The organism is Streptomyces sp. NPDC049040 (assembly GCF_043197715.1).
Lineage (GTDB): Bacteria > Actinomycetota > Actinomycetes > Streptomycetales > Streptomycetaceae > Actinacidiphila.
Genome location: NZ_JBICTO010000004.1, coordinates 207,530 through 224,242 on the forward strand (window position 1 = coordinate 207,530; position 16,713 = coordinate 224,242).

Here is a 16,713-nt window from a genome sequence, read left to right on the forward strand (position 1 = left end):
CTACGGGGTCAGCACGATCCTGCCGAAGACCTCACCCGCGTCCATCTTCCGGTGAGCCAGCACGGCCTCGTCCAGTGACAGCACGTCGTGCACCACCGCCTCGATCTCGCCGCGACCGGCCGCGGTGAACAGCTCGCCGCGCACGGCACGCAGATCGGCGGAGGGGACGGTGGCCGCGCTGAAGGCGGCGAAGGACAGCGACCTCTGGAACGCGTCCATGATCCTCGTGCCGAAGTCCGCGGGCGGCTGACCGGCGACCGCACCCACGACCACCATGCGCCCGTTCGGATTGAGCCTGTCGAAGAACGACGGCATGTCCTCGCCCGCCACGACGTCGATGATGACGTCGTAGCCCGCCGGGGCGTCCTCCCCTCCCTCACCGGAGCGGTCCAGCACATGGGTCGCGCCGAGCCGGCGCAGCCGCTCGCCGCGCTCGGCCGACGACGTCGTGACCCCCACCGCGGCGGCGCCGCCTCGCGCCGCGAGTTGCACCGCCATGATCCCGATACTGCCGGCGGCCCCCCGCACCAGCACCGCCTCCCGGGGAGCGAAACGGGCCTGGCGAAGCCCGAAGTGGGCCACCGCACCCGCGCTGCCGAGCGTCACCGCACCGATGGCAGGCAGGCCGTTCGGGAGCGGAAGGATCCGCTCGACCGGCGCGACGGCCCTTTCGACGTAGCCGCCACCGGTTCCGGTGAAGGCCCACACCCGCCTGCCGATCCAGGACGTGTCGACGCCGTCCCCGACCGCGGTCACGGTGCCTGCCACCTCGCTGCCCGGGATGAAACCCTCCCTGAATCCGTAGGCGGCCAAGGCTCCGCTCCGGATCACGGTGTCGACACCACCCACGCCCACCGCCTCGATGGCGATCAGGACCTCCCCGGCAGCGGGAGCGGGGTCCGGCAGGTCGACGGCAGCAAGACCTTCAGGACCTCCGAACGCCCGGATCACGATTGCCTTCAATGTCATCTCCACGTTCCCGGACCGCTCGCTCACGGTCCTGTTCCACACCCGCCGCCGATCGCCGCCCGCAGGAGGGGGGCCGTATGCGCGGCCGAGGATCGGTCCCCGTGCCGTCCGCCCCGAGGATCTCGGCGAGTCTCTCCGTCCGCGACGCTAACGGACACCCCCGTCCGTTTGAGTAAAGTGAGAGCGTGAGCGATTTCCTGCCTCGTAAAACGCGTTCCGACGCGAGGGACAACCGCAACCGCATCCTCGACGCGGCACGGGCCCTGCTCTCGACCGACGGCCTGGATGTGCCGATGCGGGAGATCGCGCGGCGGGCCGAGGTGGGACCTGCCACCTTGTACCGTCACTTCCCGACCAAGCAGGTGCTGGTCGCCGAGGCCTTCGCGGACCAGCTGCGCGCCTGTCGCACCATCGTCGACGAGGGGTGCGCGGACCCCGATCCGTGGCGCGGCCTCTGCCTGGTGATCGAGCAGATCTGTGAACTGCACGCACGCGACCGGGGTTTCACCGAAGCCTTCCTGTCGACCCTCCCGGAGGCGCCCGATGTCGCGGGACGTGAGTACACGGTGAGAGCGGTCGCAGGACTGGCCAAGCGGGCCAAGGACACAGGACAGCTGAGGCCCGACTTCGTCCTGGACGATCTGGTCCTCGTGCTCATGGCCAACAAAGGGATCCGCGCCGCGTCGCCCGCCACCCAGGTCATGGCTTCGCGACGGTTCGCGGGGCTGGTGATCCAGGCGTTCGAAGCCCGCCCCCACCACGCACCGCTGCCGCCGCCGGCACGGCTGGCGTCCACACCACCGCCCACCGCCCGACCGCGGGCAGGCGGTAGGGCCGCGTCGTGCGAGCAGGGCACCTGAAACCTGTCAGCGGCGATGCGGGCACCGCGGCCGACCGGAGTGGTCCGTCACCTCGGCCGATCAGCGTCCGGCGGAGCCGTCTTGGGAACCAGCTCGGTCAGCAATCGGAAGGCGGCCACGCCGGTGGTCGCGACGAGGGCGACCGGTGGCATCACCCAGCGGCCCAGCATCCGGCGCACGTCCGGGTCCACCTCGATGGTGATCCGGAAATACCGGCTGCTCACGGTCGTCACCTTGGGGGTTCGCGGCCCCTGGTGCTCCTGGCTCCGTCCCAAGGCGGCACGGTAGTTGTCCTTGCGCTGGTTCATGCGCCTTCCTGACGTTTGACGAGCTCGTTCGCGAGGTCCATGTACGCGGTGTCCTGGACACGGACCGATCCGCCGAACGACTGGGAATACAGGTCCAGACGGGCGATCTGCGTGTCGAGCACGTCGAAACCGCGCTCCGCGAGCACCTCTCTGGCATCCGCGTCGGGACCGGTACGGGTGGCGTCGGGGCGGTTGGTCCGGTTCAGCAGCACGGCCGTGCGTGCCGGCTCCGTACGCAGCGACTGCACATCACCCATCTCGGTCCGGATGGGAGCCATCCGGTCCAGCTCGATCGGCGCAGGGGTCACCGGCACGATCCACTCGTCGGCATGGCGCATGACGCTGCGGGCGATCCGGGCGTGATCCTCCAGTTGCGGGGCGTCGAGCACCACCGCCTGGCGGTCGCCGAGGAAGTCGTCGACGCGGCGGTGCACGTCGCCCACGGGAAGCGCGACCACCGGGAAGGGGAAGCCACCCGCGAGCTCGCTCCACCGCAGCGCGGAGCCCGCCGGGTCGCCGTCGACCAGCAGCGGCCGCAGCCCCAGTTCGTGCAAGGCGTGGGCCAGCCACACCGCACTGGTCGTTTTCCCGACGCCGGGCTTCAGATTGATGAACGCGCAGCTCAGCAGCACACCGCCACCGTACGGAGCGCAGCTGCTCCTGCCGGCCCGGCACGCGGAGCCACCGCCCGGGTTCACACCGCCGGCCGCACTGCCGCCGTGCTCATCGCGCTGGTGGCGGTCGCGGAGCTGTTCGTCTCATCGGACATCGATCTCGCGCACGCCCTGATACCGCCCGTCGCGCCGTGCGACGATCCCGGCATGACCGACCGTGGCGCCACCTCCTCCGGGCACGCGGGGTCCGCGGCCGCCGCCTTCGCCGCCATCCTCGACCGCTCGCTCACGCAGATCGCGGAGGCCGCCGCGGACGCCCGGCACTTCGACCGCGAAACCGTCGTTCGGATATCCGATGTCTGGGACAACAACACCTACCCCTTCTTCCGGGTCGCGGCAGCGCTTCCCCGGCTCGGGCATGAGCGCCGGGCGCGGGCAGCCGTCCGGTGGATGACCGATCTCGACACGCAGCGGCGGGAATGGGCGGTGGAGCAGGCCGCGGCCGCCGGCCACCGGCTGGACTGGCTGGGCGCGCCGGGGCGCGAGCGCGAGGAGGTCCGCGAACCGAACGGTCACGTCCACGCGCCCGTGACGGCGGCGACGCAGGAGAGCGCCGCGGGTATCGCGAGGGACTACGACCTCGCGTCAGCCGCGGTCCTCCGGCTCGTGGTGGAGCGAGTCGGCGCCGACCTGCTGGTCGGCAGCCTCCGACTCGCCCTGGCTCGGACGTATCCCGTGGGGGACGGCGCCTCCCTCGAACCTGCGCTGCTGGACGTCTGGCTCCGGGACGTCTCCGACATCCGCTTCGACTCCGAAGACGCACGCGGCGTCACCTTGCGGGTGGGCGCCGAAGGGGTGCGGGTCGGCGTCGGGAGCAGTGGCGGATTGCGGGCGACCACGGGGCACTTCGGCCTCGATGACAGGTGGTGATATCTGTCCACCGCCGGACGGGTGGCAGACGCGGTGCCACCGCGCCGGGGTCGCTCGCGCGACGCTCGTGAACCGCTGCCGTGCGGGTGGCTGGGCGCCGACGCGTACGCCGCGGCGACGCTGCTGCGCTCCGCCATGGTGGAGATCCGCGGGGTCCGCCATTCCGAAAGCGCGGCGGACATACCGGTGGGCGAGCTCGCCAGGGCCTTCGCCGGGGCCGGAGGTGCGGTGCTGGCCGCAGGGGCCGAACACCGGCCGCGCCGCCGCGCGGCCGCCTTCCGCGGTCTGGTCGAGAGCTGGGCCCTGCGCGGTGGGCCGGACTTGGCGCCCTGGTTCGCCGAGGCGCTGCGCCGCCGCCCCGGCCTCCTCCCCGACCTTCCCGACGCCCCGCCCCGTGTGTTTCCCGAGCCGGAGTCGGCGGTATTGCGCCTCATCAAGTACGCCCCCGCATACACGCGTTACGACTACGACTACGAGGCCGCCGCCCTCGTCCACCTGGCGGTGCCGCCGCCGCCCGGCGCCACGGCGTGGCGCCTCCACTCCCACACCCTGACCCCCGGCCGGCTTCGCCTCGCCACCCCGGCCTTCTCCCTCACCCCGGCCCCACCCCTCGGCACCCCCGCCACCTTCGCCCTGCGCCCCCCGTCCCTCACCGTCGGTATCGCCTGATCCCGCGGGGCGCCGCCCTGCCCGTGGCCGGCGGAGAGTCCGGAAAGGCCGCCCCCGCATCTCTGCGGAGGCGGCCTCCGGCCTGTGAACGCACGGGTGGGACGGCAGGATTCGGTCCTGCGGCTCCCCTGACCCGGTCACGGGTGGACGTTGATCCACTGCTCGGCGGTGGCCGCGCCACCGGTCAACGGCCGGCGGGCCTCAGCCGGCGTCGGTCGGCAGCGCCAGTTCGGAGTTGTAGGCCGTGTCGTCACCGCTGACGGAACGGCTGCCCGACCCGTCCACCGACACCGGAACGTCGCCGACCAGGGTGATGCGCTGGACCCGGCGTGCCTGGCCGCTGTAGTCCGCGACCGCGTAGTGCTGGGTGGCGCGGTTGTCCCAGAAGACCACGTCACCCGGCGCCCAGCGCCATCGCACCGTGTTCTCCGGCTCGGTGACATGCGCCTGGAGAACACGCAGCACATCACGGGAGTCGGTGCCGGTCCAGCCGACGAAGCGGCGCACGAAACCGCCGAGCACGAGTGCCCGCTCGCCGGTTTCCGGGTGTACCCGTACGACCGGGTGCTCGGTGACGAACTCCGTCGAGGTGAAGACCTCGCGCCGCTGCCGCGCCTCGTCCGTGTCGTCGCCGTGCCGCGCGTCGGAGACGTAGTCGTAGGCGTTGGAGTGGACCGCCCACAACCGGTCGGCCAGCTCTCGCAGTTCGGCGGGGAGGGTGTCGCGGGCCCGTACGGTGTCGGCCCACACGGTGTCGCCGCCGTAGGGCGGGATGGTGACCGCGCGCAGGATCGAGCCGAGCGGCGGGCGCTGGACGAAGGTGACGTCGGTGTGCCAGGTGTTGGCGCGGGCACTGCTGCGCGAGTAGTCGAGGTCGAGCACGGCCGGGCTGCCGTCGAGGGACGGCACCGTCGGGTGGGCGGTGGTGGGCGAGCCGAATCGGCGGGCGAAGGCCTCCTGCGAGACGGCATCGAGGGACTGGCCGCGTGCCGGGACACCGCGGCAGGACTCAGCCCGGTACGTACGGTGAGCGCGGTGCGCCCGAGCGGCCCGTACCGCGCCACCGCCCGCAGCACGGCCCCGGCTCCGCCACCCTGCCCTTGTGCCGGCACCGCCGGCACGACGAGCGGCGGCGGTGTCCCCGCGACGACAGTCATCTCCCGGCCTCTCCTGCGGTGTACGCGGTCGCCCTGCGCGGGCGGCGGTCAGTACGTGCCGCGCGGACAACTCGGCGGCGCGGCCGGAGAGCGGCGAAGGGGCATGGCCCGATGCTTGCAGGGCGCCTTCCGGGGGTCAACGCGGGGACGTTGCGGCCGTATGGCATTCCTGCGAACGGCGGATCCGGGCCGGGCAGCCATCCCGCGGACGGGCGTGGCGGCCTCGCGCCACCGGCCGGCTGCCACGCTGAGCCGTCGGGCGTGAATGGTGGTGGGTGATGGGTGATCGGTGAAGATGTCGGCGTGGATGACGAGGTGGAGATGAGCGGCTGGATGCGGTGGTTCCCGGCGTCCGAGGGCGGCCGCGGCACGCCCCATCCGGGCGGTCGCCACGCGGCGACGGCTGCCGCGGCCTCCGGGCCGGTCGATGATCCGTGGAGCATCACGTTCGATGACGTCCCCGCAGGACCGGGGATCGGGCTCGGCGAGGGGGCTGTGTACGCCCGTCGGCTGAACGGCGCGGCGGCGCCGGTCGGGTGGGGACGGGGTACCCGGCTGGTCATCACGGAGGGGCCGCGGCCGGTCGCCGATGTCGAGATCCTCGCGACCGCGGTCAGAGTGGAACGGCCCTGGACCTTCCGGGTCACGCAGTCCTTCTGGATCGGCGGTCGCGGGGTCGGCGTCTTCGGCGATCTCACCGGGGAGATCGACCGGAGCGGGCGGCCGGCGGAGCTCCAGTCGCGTGGACAGCTCCTGGCCGTACCGCAGGCGTGGCTCGAGTTCGCCCGCATCCCGGGGGGTGAGCGCATCGCTCTGCTGCTTCGCGGTGTGGAGAAGGACCACGTGGTGCCGGGCTCGCTGCTTCGGGGCTGCGCACTCTGAGTGACCGAGGCCGTCCCGGCGGGACGACCTCGGCTCACGAGGAGATCCGGGTGGAGTCATCGAGGCCGCTCAGGCCTGCGGCGACGCCCCGCGGTGAACCCGGTCCCCGGGCAACGCCCCGGGGAACGCGTCGAAACCGGGAGCAGAAGGTCTCACATTCAACCAAGGACCCTTCTTGGGCTACCTTTTGGTCGGAGGTGGCCATGCTGGAAGTTCTCGGTCTGGATCAAGCAGCCGAAACACTGTACTTCGTCCTGGTCGACAACCCGCCCTTGCCCATAGCGGAGTTGACCCGCCGCACCGGCATCGAGTCCGAGGCGGTGGCCGCGGCCATGGTCCGGCTGGAGGACGGCGGTCTGGTCTCCCGGCTGCCTGGCAGCCCGGCCGGCTACACCGCGCTGCCGCCGGGCCACGCCCTGGAGGTGCTGCTGCTCGCCAGGGAGCGGGACATCCGCCGGGTGCGGGCGTTGACCGAGCGGCTGACCGAGCGGCACCGTGAGGCACGCCGGGACCGCGACTCGGCCTCGCTGATCCAGGTCATCAACGGCCGGGACGGCGTCGCCCGTTGCGGGCAGCAGCTGTTCAACCGTGCGGAGAAGGAGATCCGCGGCATCGACGCACCGCCTTACGCCGAGGCCCGCGACGGCGCGCGGGTCAACTCCGCCGCCGTGATCGCCGGCCGCGGCGTGCGCAGCCGGTTCATCCACGCCCGCGACAGCCTCAACATCCCCGGCGCGATGGAGCGGGCGGAGGAGGACATCGCGGCGGGCGAGGAGGTGCGTTTCGTGCCCGAGGCGCCGATGAAGCTGATCATCGCCGACCATCAGGCGGCGCTGATACCCCTGTTGGCCACCCCGCAGGTGCTCGACGCGTGCATCCTGGTCCACCCCTCGGCCCTGCTCGACGCGCTGTCCACGCTGTTCGAGTCGCTGTGGGCCCAGGCGCAGCCGTACATGCCGGGGCGCATCGCACCGGTCGGCGAGGAGGAGTTCGTCAACGACGAGGAGCGGCGGATCATCTCGATGCTGGCCATGGGGATGCCGGACGAGACCATCGCACGCCAGCTCGGCATCGGCCACCGCACGGTGCAGCGCAGGGTGCAGGCGCTGCTCACCCGGCTCGGCGCCGCCAGCCGGTTCCAGGCGGGGGTACTCGCCGCCAGCCGCGGCTGGTGGCTTCCGGAGCAGACCAAGGGCGCCGCACCCCCCGCGGGGCGGGGGCCCGGGCGCTGAATCGGTCGATCCCCGCCGGCTTGCGACGTGCGGGGATGCCGGACCGCTCGCCGTAGGCGGCGGACACGCCTGGCGGCCGCACCGGGATGCGGCCGCCGGGCGTCGCTACTGGCGCAGCAGGGCGAAGTCCGCCGTCACCGCGCCGTCCTTGACGACGCGCACGGTGCGGGTCGCCGGGCGGTAGCCGGTCGCCGCCACGATGACCGTGAGCGGGTTGTTCCTGGCCGGCAGCCACAGCGCGTAGCTGCCGTCGCGGCCCGTGGTGAGGGAGACATCGCCGTTCTTGGAGTCGATCTCGATCACCGCGCCCGCCAGTGGCCCGCTGCTCCCGTCGGCATTCGCCCCGGTGACCGTGCCGGTCAGCAGGCCCCATCCGGCAGGCGGAACGACCGTCATGGACACCGGCAGCGACACCGAGCCGTACGGTGTGTCGCTGTCCACGATCAGCGCGGCCCGATGAGTGCCCGCATCGGCCGAGGTCATCGCTGCGGCGTCCAGGGTCAGCCGCACCGTGACCGAGCCGCCGCCCTTGACCGTCAGCTTCTGCGCCGAGGGGGTCAGCCACGGTACATCGGCGTGCGGCTGGTCGTAGCCGGCCAGCTTCCGAACCGACGCCTGCGGGACGTTGTAGGCGTTCGAGCCGCCGATCACGTACCAGCCCGGCGCGGACTGGGCGTCGAGCACCGGCTCTGCCAGGTTCGGCATCTGCGACCACGAGTCGGTGGCCGGATCGTAGGCGTGGGCCTCGTTGGTCAGCGCGCCGGCGCTCACCTCCACTCCGCCGCCCACCAGCAGCTTGCCGTCGGCCGCGGTGCCGGTGGCGCCCCACAGGTCGGTGGGCGCGTCGGCGACCCGGTGCCAGGACTTCCCGTCCGGGTCGAGCACGTAGGTGTGGACGGTGTCCCGCGGGGCCTGGCCGTCGGGCTGGTACACCCCTCCTGAGCAGTGGACGAGGCCGTCGACGGTGCCGCACGCCGGGAAGGAGATCGGCTCGGGGTAGGGCGCGCCGGCCGACCAGGAGTCGCTCGCCGGGTCGTAGACCTGCACGTCGTCGGAGCCGCAGATGGTCTGGACGCAGCCGCCGATGACGTACAGCTTGTCGCCGGCCACGGCCGAGCCCGAGGCACCGTAGGCGGTGGGCACATCGGCGATCTGGGACCAGGTGTCGGTGGCCGGGTCGTAGACCTCGCTGCCCGGAATCGGATTGCCGGCCGCGTCTCGCCCGCTCGCGACGTACAGCTTGCCGCGGATGAACCCGTAGGCCGGGGCGAAGCGCTTGGTCGTCGGGCCGGTGAGCGCCTTCCATCCGCCTGTCGCGGCGTCGTAGGAGCCGAAGGAGCCGCTCCACACGCCGCCCGGGGACTCGCCGAGTCCGGCGTAGAGGGTGCCGTGGTCCACGGCGGCGACGCCGCCGAAGGAGCCGGCAGGCAGGTCGGCAAGCGGTTGCCACGCCTGGTCGGCCGGTGCGTCGCCGGCGGTCGCGGCCGCGGCTGGCGGGGACGACGACGCCTTGAGCAGGGTGTCGGGCGTCAGGGCGGTGGGTGTCCTGCGCGCCGCGGGGCCGGCGGCGCCGGCCTTGGACTCGGCCAGGTTCTGCTCGCCGAGCGAGAAGGTGGCGGGCGAGCCGCCGGTGTTGCGCACCTTGACGTCGACGGTCCTGCTGTCGCCCCAGGCCACGTTGGCGCTCACGGCGGAGACGCTGTACTGCAGTTGCGCGGGGTGCAGGGTGAAGTCGCCAGGAGTGATCGCCCCTGGGCGTACGTCGAGCTTGGCGGTGACCGCCGGGTAGCCGAAGCCCGGCAGGCCCGCGGTGAACTGCTGCTTGCCGGTCCGGCCGGAGAAGAGCCAGTACAGCCCGTCGCCGACGGCCGGGTCGCCCGGCGAGGCCACGCTGCGGCCGGAGTCGGACGGGGCGGCGACGCCGCTCACCGTGGCGCCGAGCACGCCGGTGCCGGTGTTGGCATCGGTGACCCGGCCCACGAGCAGGCCGCCGGGCCTGGCGACCGTGGTCGGGGTGCCCACGGCGACGTCGTCGATCTGCCAGATGCCGGTGAGCGAGCCGGTGAAGTGGAAGCGCAGCGTCACCGAGGGCTTCCCGGCGTAGGCCGCCAGCGGCACATCCTGGTGCGAGGGGCCGCCGATGACATCGGTGTGGTGCCACACCGTGGTCCATGTGGCGCCGCCGTCGGTGCTGGCGTCGACGTCGGCGGTCAGGTCGTCCAGCCGGTACAGCGAGGGCAGCGCGGTGTCGAACTGCAGCTCGGGCTTGGTCTGGGCGCTGAAGTCGTAGGCCGGACTGATGAGTTCGGTGTCGGCGGGAGCCCAGCCGAGGGCGTAGTCGTCCACCTCGGCGAAGCGGCCGGTGGCACCGGTCTGGTTGCCCCGGTTCAGCGGGTCGTCGAACTGCCACCCGCCTGCGTCGGTGTTGTTCCTGACCGTCCAGCCGCCGGGGGTCGCGGCGGTGGCGAAGGACTGCAGACCGCCACCGCCGTAGTCCTTTTCGTAGCCGGGCGGGAGCATTCCCGTGGTGTTGACCGGCAGGGCGAGGTCGGCGGTGCGCGGGCCCGCGTCCACGGCGACGGTGGCGTCGGTGGGCCGGTAGCCGGGGTAGAGCGCGGTGGCGTGCAGGGTGTAGGTCCGGTTCATCGGGACCCGGACCGAGTAGCGGCCGGTGGCCGGGTCGGTGAAGACCGTCCCGGGAACGCCGTCCACGGTGAGCTTCGCGTACAGGCCCCAGCCGTGCTGCCCGCCGTCCTTGACCGTGCCGGAGATCGTCTGCGAGGGCACGGCCACCAGGTCGGCGTCCTCGGTGAGCGCCGCACCGTCGTCGACGCGCACCTGCCCGAGGTCCCTGTCCGCGAACCCGAACGCCGAGACGCCCAACTGGTAGGAACCCGCCGGGATGTCGAGCCGGTATCGGCCCTGGGCGTCGGTGGTCGCCCGGTAGTCGCCGAGGCTGACCGTGGCCCCCGGTATCGCCGCCCCGGTGGCGGCGTCGGTCACCGCACCGCTGACGGTGCCGTGCGGGCCGGGCTTGAAGGCGGCAGCACCGATGGGCGTGCCGAGGCCGGTCGGGCCGTCGTAGCCGGGCTGCGCGGCGCAGGTGTAGGCAGGGGTGCAGTCCGGCACCGGGCCGTAGCCGCACAGCGAGCTGTCCGAGCAGCTGGCGTCGTCGCCGCGCGTCACGTCGTTGAGCGCGCCCGGCTGCTGGTAGGGGTACGAGGCCGGGTAGGTGCCCTCGACCGGCGTGCCGGCCAGCGCGTACACGCCGGCGATGATCGGCGCCGACGCCGAGGTGCCGCCGTAGACGTTCCAGCCGCCGTCGGAGAAGGTGTTGTAGACCGCAACACCGGTGGCCGGGTCGGCGACCGCGCTGACGTCGGCCACGGAGCGCCCGGCGCAGTCGACGCCCGCCTGGAACGACGGCTTGGGCTCCACCTGCGAGCAACCCGAGCCGGTGGCGCCCCAGTGCGGTCCGTCGCTGCCGTACGCCACGCCGTTCCAGACGGACTCGTCCCAGCCGCGGTCACTGCCGTCGCGGACCAGTGAGGTGCCGCCCACCGAGGTGACGTAGGGCGACGACGCCGGGTAGCTGACGCCGTAGCCGTCGTCGCCGGAGCTGAAGACCACCGCGACGCCCGGGTGGTTGAAGTAGGCCTCGTCGTAGGCCAGGTCGTCCGTGTTGTCGCCGTACGCGCCCCAGGAGTTGGAGACGTACTTCGCGCCCATCGACACCGCCGTGTTCACCGCGGTGCCCAGCTCGTCCGATGTGGTCGAGTCGGCCTCGACCAGCAGGATGTGGGCCTGCGGCGCGACAGCCGAGACCATGTCCAGGTCCAGCGAGATCTCGGCGCCCCAGCCTTCGTCCGCTGCCGGGTAGGCGGCGCCACCGTGCTCGTCGACTTTGCGGAAGCAGCCGTTGTCGCCGGTGCAGGCGGGCAGGCCGTACTGCGCCCGGTAGACCGCGAGGTCGGACTCGGCGTTCGGGTTGTCGTAGGCGTCCACGATCGCGATGGTCGCCCCGGCTCCGCCGTCGGCCGGCAGGCCGTAGGCAGACCGCAGGTCCGCGGGTGCGTAGCCGTCCGGCGCCACGGCGGCGCCCGCGGTGTCACGCCGCACGCCGAGCGAGGCCGTGCGGTCGGTGCGCCGGAGCGTGAAGCAGGCGAAGTGGCCGGGCTTGGGGGTGCCGCAGGCCGGTTCCGCGGTCACCTTCCCCGCGGCGGTGGTCGGCGATGGTGCGGCGAAGGCCTGCTGCGGCAGCAGGATCGCCAGGACGGCGAGGACGGCGACGACGGCAGCGGCGGCTGTGCGCCGCAGCGTGCGCGGTCGGCCCGCGGAGGAGCGTTCGGCTGGCAAGGAGACTCCAGAAGGTGGCGGCCGCGGAAGCTCACGGCGTGATCGGAGGATCCGGAGGATGGACGCGAAACTGTCGGGGCGCGGGGAGGCTGACTGACCAGCACAAACCTCCAGCCGACGCGATCCGCCGGTCAATGCGGACCCCTGGCGGCTTGCCGCCGTGACGTGTTCACGCCCCGAGCGGGGCAGGCGGGGCCCAGTGGAACCACTGAGGCGTCGACTGGTCGATTTCGCGGCAGCGTTCACACCGAAATGCCACAGGAAACCCCATTAACTCCCGCCCGGCTCCGAGCGGTTCCGCGACCGTCACTAACAGTCAGTCACGTAACATGACAGCGGGTAGCCGTTGACATGGCGCAGACATGGCTCGCCTAATAACCCCCGGTGATTGCGCGTGCATTCACCGTCGCCCCCAAAGTCGTACGCGGGTCGACCCCTGCAAGAACGCATGGAGTCACACGTTGGGCACTTCGACGAGAACCAGACCACCTCTCCGGCGGACGATCTTCGCCGGCCTGGCTGTGGCCAGTGCCACCGCACTGGCAGTCCTGGGAGTCCAGGCACCGGCCGGAGCCGCGGGGCCCGCCACCGCAGCCCCTGCCACCGCCGGCAAAGAACACCCGCTCCTGGAACCGTCCTGCGCCGCCCCCAGCAAGGACGAATTCACCTGCTACGCCCTGCGCCGCGCCGACATCAAGCCGGTCAAGGGCCTCACCCCCGCCGCCGTCACACCCGACGGCTGGGGAGCATCCGACCTGCAGAGCGCCTACAGCCTGCCGACGGACGGCGGCGCGGGACAGACCGTCGCCATCGTGGACGCGTTCGACGACCCGAACGCGGAAGCCGACCTCGCGGTGTACCGCCAGCAGTACGGGCTGCCCGCCTGCACCACCGCCAACGGCTGCTTCAGCAAGGTGGACCAGCGCGGCGGGAGCACCTACCCGTCCCCCGACCCCGGCTGGGCCGGTGAGATATCGCTCGACCTCGACATGGTCTCCGCGGTCGCGCCCCATGCGCACATCCTGCTGGTCGAGGCCGACGACAACGGCTTCGAGAACCTCGGCTCGTCCGTGGACGAGGCCGTCGCGCTCGGCGCCAAGTTCGTCTCCAACTCCTACGGCAGCGACTACCGCGGCGGCAACGGCGAGGACCCCTCGGAGACGACCGCCTTCGACGCCTACTTCAACCACCCCGGCGTCGCGGTGACCGTCTCGACCGGCGACTACGCGTACGGCGTCGGCTATCCCGCCGCCTCGCAGTACGTCACCTCGGTCGGCGGCACCACCCTGAGCCGCGACTCGGGGACCACCCGCGGCTGGACGGAGTCGGCCTGGGCCGACGCCGGCTCCGGCTGCTCCCTCTACGAGCCCAAGCCCGCCTTCCAGAAGGACACCGGCTGCGACAACCGAGCGCTTGCCGATGTCTCCGCTGTGGCCGAGGACGTCGCGGTCTACCAGACCTACGGCGCCGGCGGCTGGTCGGTCTACGGCGGCACGAGCGTCTCGTCACCGATCATCGCGAGCGTCTACGCCGACGCGGGCACCCCGGTGGCCGGCTCGTACCCCAACTCCTACCCCTACGCGGCGTCCTCGGGGCTCAACGACATCACCACGGGCTCGAACGGCTCCTGCTCCCCCGCCTACCTGTGCACCGGCGGAGCCGGCTACGACGGACCGACCGGCCTTGGCACCCCCAGCGGCCTTGCGGCCTTCCGCAGCGGTCCGCACGGTGAGCTGACCGGCACCGTCACCGACTCCGGCACGGGCAAGCCGATCCCGGGCGCCACGATCAGCGCAGGCACCAATGTCGCGCACACCGACACGGCGGGGGCCTACGACCTGTCGGTACCCGCCGGCACCTACGACGTGACCGTGGACGCCTTCGGTTACGCCACCACCACCGACCCGGCGGTGGCGGTCGCCGACGGCTCCACCCTCACCAAGGACTACGGCCTGGCCCCGGTCCCCAGCCAGACCGTATCCGGCAAGGTCACCGACGGCTCCGGCCACGGCTGGCCGCTCTACGCCGAGATCACCGCGGACGGCGTCCCCGGCTCGGTGTGGACCGACCCCGCCACGGGTTCGTACTCCCTGTCGCTGCCCCAGGGGCACGACTACACGGTGCACGTCACCTCGTCCGACCCCGGCTACGAGCCCGTCACCAAATCCCTCACGGTCGGTGACGGCGCGGTCGGCCTGAACCTCGCCGTACCCGTGGACACATGGGCGGGCACCGCCCGCGGCTACACCCAGCATCTGACGGGCACCACCGAGACGTTCGACTCCACCGACGCCGCCCCGCAGGGCTGGAGCGTCGTCAACGCCGACGGCACCTCCGGCGGCTGGGAGTTCGACGACCCGGGCTCGCGCGGCAACAGGACCGGCGGCGACGGCGCGTTCGCCGTGGCCGACAGCGACCACTTCGGCGGCGCCGCCAGCCAGGACACCCAACTCATCAGCCCCGTCTACGACTTCACCAGCAAGAAGTCACCCGAGCTTGCCTTCAACACCGAATACACCTCGAGCGGCGGCCAGACTGCCGAGGTGGACGCCACCTCCGACGGCGGCACGACCTGGACCCGGGTCTGGGGCACCACCTCCGGGATCGACGGTCCGGCCAGGTTCGAAGTGCCGCTGTCCGACTTCGCAGGCAAGCCGGCCGTGCAGGTGCGATTCCACTTCACCTCGCACTTCGGCTGGTGGTGGTCCGTCGACAACGTCTTCGTCGGGAACCGCGAGCTGACCACCGTCCCCGGCGGCCTCGTCGTGGGCACCGTCTCGGACGCCAACACCTCGGACGGCGTGGTCGGCGCAACCGTCACCGGCCAGGACGACACCACCGAGAGCGCCACCACCGTGGCCACCCCCGACGACCCGAACCTCGGCGACGGCTTCTACTCCCTGTTCTCCACCAGCGTCGGCAGCCACACGCTCGACGCGGCCAAGGCCCACTACACCACCACCGCCAAGTCGGTGAACGTAGGCGCGGACAGCGCCGTCAAGGCGAACTTCCCGCTCAAGGCCGGCCGGCTCAAGGTCACCCCCGGCACGGTCGACGCCACGGTCGGCTGGGGCGCGAAGACCACCCGGCAGCTCACGGTGAAGAACACCGGCGGCGCTCCCGCCACGATCAAGCTGAGCGAGCGCTCCGGCGGCTTCGGGATCCAGGCGCAGGGCGCCCCGCTCAGGACGGTCAAGGGCACCTTCTCCCCGCTCTCCAGCAAGGCGCACTCTGCCCGCACCGCCACGGCTCCCGCCGCGGGGCCGTCGGGGGACGCGTGGCAGACCGCCCCCGACTTCCCGAACGCCGTCATGGACAACGCCGTCGACACCCATGACGGCAAGGTCTACTCCGCCTTCGGCTACAACGGCTCCGCCGACACCAGCGACCTCTACGTCCTCGACCCGTCCCTGGGCAGCTGGACGAAGCTGGCCTCGGCGGCGGACACCCGTGAGGCGGCGGCGCACGGCTTCATCGACGGCAAGCTCTACGCCGTCGGCGGATGGGGCGCATCCGGCAACCCCGACTCGAAACTGGAGGTCTACGACCCCGCGGGCGACACCTGGACCACCGGCACCGCCGCGCCCAGGTCCTACGCCGGCTCGGGCACCGCGGTGCTCGACGGCAAGCTCTACATGATCGGCGGCTGCGGCGCGACAGCCTGCGGCACCACCGACGCCAGCGCCTACGACCCGGCCACCGACAGCTGGACCACCATCGCCGCCTACCCGGAGCCGATCTCCTGGCAGTCCTGCGCGGCCATCGACGGCCTGCTGTACTGCGCCGGCGGCCTCGCCGGCGAGTCCGAGGTCGCGCACGCCTACGTGTACGACCCGGCGGGCGACAGCTGGTCGCCGGTCGCGGACCTGCCCGCCCCGCAGTGGGCCTCGGCCTCCACCTCGGCCAACGGGCTCCTGCTGCTCTCCAGCGGCATCAGCCAGAACGCCCTGACCAACCGCGGCCAGGCCTTCGACCCGAAGTCCGGCACCTGGAGCGCGCTGCCCAACGCCAACGTCCCCACCTACCGGGGCGGCGGCGCGGCCGGCTTCTACAAGGTCGGCGGCGGCAACGCTCCCGGCTCGCCGATCGCCGCGGTGGAGCTGCTGCCCGGCTACGCGCAGGAAGGCTCGGCCGACGTCAGCTGGCTGAGCGAGAGCACGCAGGAGCTCACGCTGGCTCCCGGTGCGAGCTCGACGGTCACCGTCACGCTGGACGCCTCGGTTCCCGAGGTCTCGCAGCCCGGCGATCTCACCGCCCTGATCACGGCGGGCAGCGACACGCCTTACCCGGTGGCCGCGATCCCCGTCGGCCTGCACGTCAACCCGCCCAAGACCTGGGGCAAGATGAACGGCACCGTCAACGGCGTCACCGCCACCGGCGGCACCGCGCCGCTGGCCGGCGCCACCGTCCAGGTCGACAGCTGGGCGTCGACCTACACGCTGACGACTGCGGCGGACGGCACCTACGCCCTCTGGCTCGACACCCGCAACAACCCGCTGACCGTCATCGTGGCCAAGGACGGCTACCAGCCCACCGTTGCCACGGTGAAGATCAAGAAGGGAGTGGCGGTCATCACGGACTTCACGCTCAAGCGGAAGTAGCGCGCGTACGGCGGTGGGGGGGGGGGGGGGGGGGGGGGGCCCCCCCCCCCGGGGGGGGGGGGGGGGGGGGCCCGCCGGGCGGGGGGCGCCCCCCCCGCGGGGGGGGGGGGGGGCGGGGGGGGGGCGCCCCCCACA

General features: G+C 72.5%; 11 protein-coding genes. 6 read left to right on the forward strand and 5 right to left on the reverse strand.

Annotated elements, in window-relative coordinates:
* Complete coding sequence (locus tag ACGFMP_RS13545; protein WP_393672807.1) at nucleotides 1-963, reverse strand: zinc-binding dehydrogenase; 963 nt, start codon at nucleotides 961-963, stop codon at nucleotides 1-3.
* Between the two features lie 191 nt (nucleotides 964-1,154).
* Between ACGFMP_RS13545 and ACGFMP_RS13550 the strand changes: the two genes are divergently transcribed.
* A complete protein-coding gene (locus ACGFMP_RS13550) occupies nucleotides 1,155-1,829 on the forward strand; it encodes a TetR/AcrR family transcriptional regulator (RefSeq protein WP_393672360.1) in 675 nt (224 codons plus the stop codon).
* 47 nt (nucleotides 1,830-1,876) lie between these two features.
* Here ACGFMP_RS13550 and ACGFMP_RS13555 read toward each other — a convergent pair whose 3' ends face one another.
* Both ACGFMP_RS13555 and ACGFMP_RS13560 read right to left on the reverse strand, forming a co-directional pair.
* Nucleotides 1,877-2,137, reverse strand: coding sequence for a hypothetical protein (locus ACGFMP_RS13555; protein WP_393672361.1), 261 nt, complete (start codon nucleotides 2,135-2,137; stop codon nucleotides 1,877-1,879).
* Entirely contained in the window at nucleotides 2,134-2,769 is a 636-nt protein-coding gene (locus tag ACGFMP_RS13560) for an AAA family ATPase (RefSeq protein WP_393672362.1), read from the reverse strand. Before ACGFMP_RS13560 ends, ACGFMP_RS13555 begins: the two co-directional genes overlap by 4 nt.
* A gap of 87 nt (nucleotides 2,770-2,856) precedes the next feature.
* On the opposite strand from ACGFMP_RS13560, the gene ACGFMP_RS13565 reads away from it, so the two are divergent.
* The gene (locus ACGFMP_RS13565; protein WP_393672363.1) at nucleotides 2,857-3,681 is read left to right on the forward strand and encodes a hypothetical protein; all 825 of its coding nucleotides are present in this window, start codon (nucleotides 2,857-2,859) and stop codon (nucleotides 3,679-3,681) included.
* Nucleotides 3,682-3,702: 21 nt separating this feature from the next.
* Entirely contained in the window at nucleotides 3,703-4,350 is a 648-nt protein-coding gene (locus tag ACGFMP_RS13570) for a hypothetical protein (RefSeq protein WP_393672364.1), read from the forward strand.
* A gap of 201 nt (nucleotides 4,351-4,551) precedes the next feature.
* Here ACGFMP_RS13570 and ACGFMP_RS13575 read toward each other — a convergent pair whose 3' ends face one another.
* A complete protein-coding gene (locus tag ACGFMP_RS13575; protein ID WP_393672365.1) occupies nucleotides 4,552-5,577 on the reverse strand; it encodes a TauD/TfdA dioxygenase family protein in 1,026 nt (341 codons plus the stop codon).
* A 233-nt stretch (nucleotides 5,578-5,810) separates the two neighbouring features.
* Here ACGFMP_RS13575 and ACGFMP_RS13580 point away from each other — a divergent pair, with 233 nt between their 5' ends.
* Together ACGFMP_RS13580 and ACGFMP_RS13585 are read left to right on the forward strand one after the other, a co-directional pair.
* Entirely contained in the window at nucleotides 5,811-6,389 is a 579-nt protein-coding gene (locus ACGFMP_RS13580) for a hypothetical protein (RefSeq protein WP_393672366.1), read from the forward strand.
* Between the two features lie 203 nt (nucleotides 6,390-6,592).
* Complete coding sequence (locus ACGFMP_RS13585) at nucleotides 6,593-7,621, forward strand: helix-turn-helix domain-containing protein (protein WP_393672367.1); 1,029 nt, start codon at nucleotides 6,593-6,595, stop codon at nucleotides 7,619-7,621.
* 105 nt (nucleotides 7,622-7,726) lie between these two features.
* Here ACGFMP_RS13585 and ACGFMP_RS13590 read toward each other — a convergent pair whose 3' ends face one another.
* A complete protein-coding gene (locus ACGFMP_RS13590) occupies nucleotides 7,727-11,977 on the reverse strand; it encodes a carboxypeptidase regulatory-like domain-containing protein (RefSeq protein ID WP_393672368.1) in 4,251 nt (1,416 codons plus the stop codon).
* A gap of 521 nt (nucleotides 11,978-12,498) precedes the next feature.
* Here ACGFMP_RS13590 and ACGFMP_RS13595 point away from each other — a divergent pair.
* On the forward strand, nucleotides 12,499-16,578 hold the full coding sequence (locus ACGFMP_RS13595) for a carboxypeptidase regulatory-like domain-containing protein (RefSeq protein ID WP_393672369.1): 4,080 nt from the start codon (nucleotides 12,499-12,501) through the stop codon (nucleotides 16,576-16,578).
* Nucleotides 16,579-16,713 lie beyond the last annotated feature (135 nt).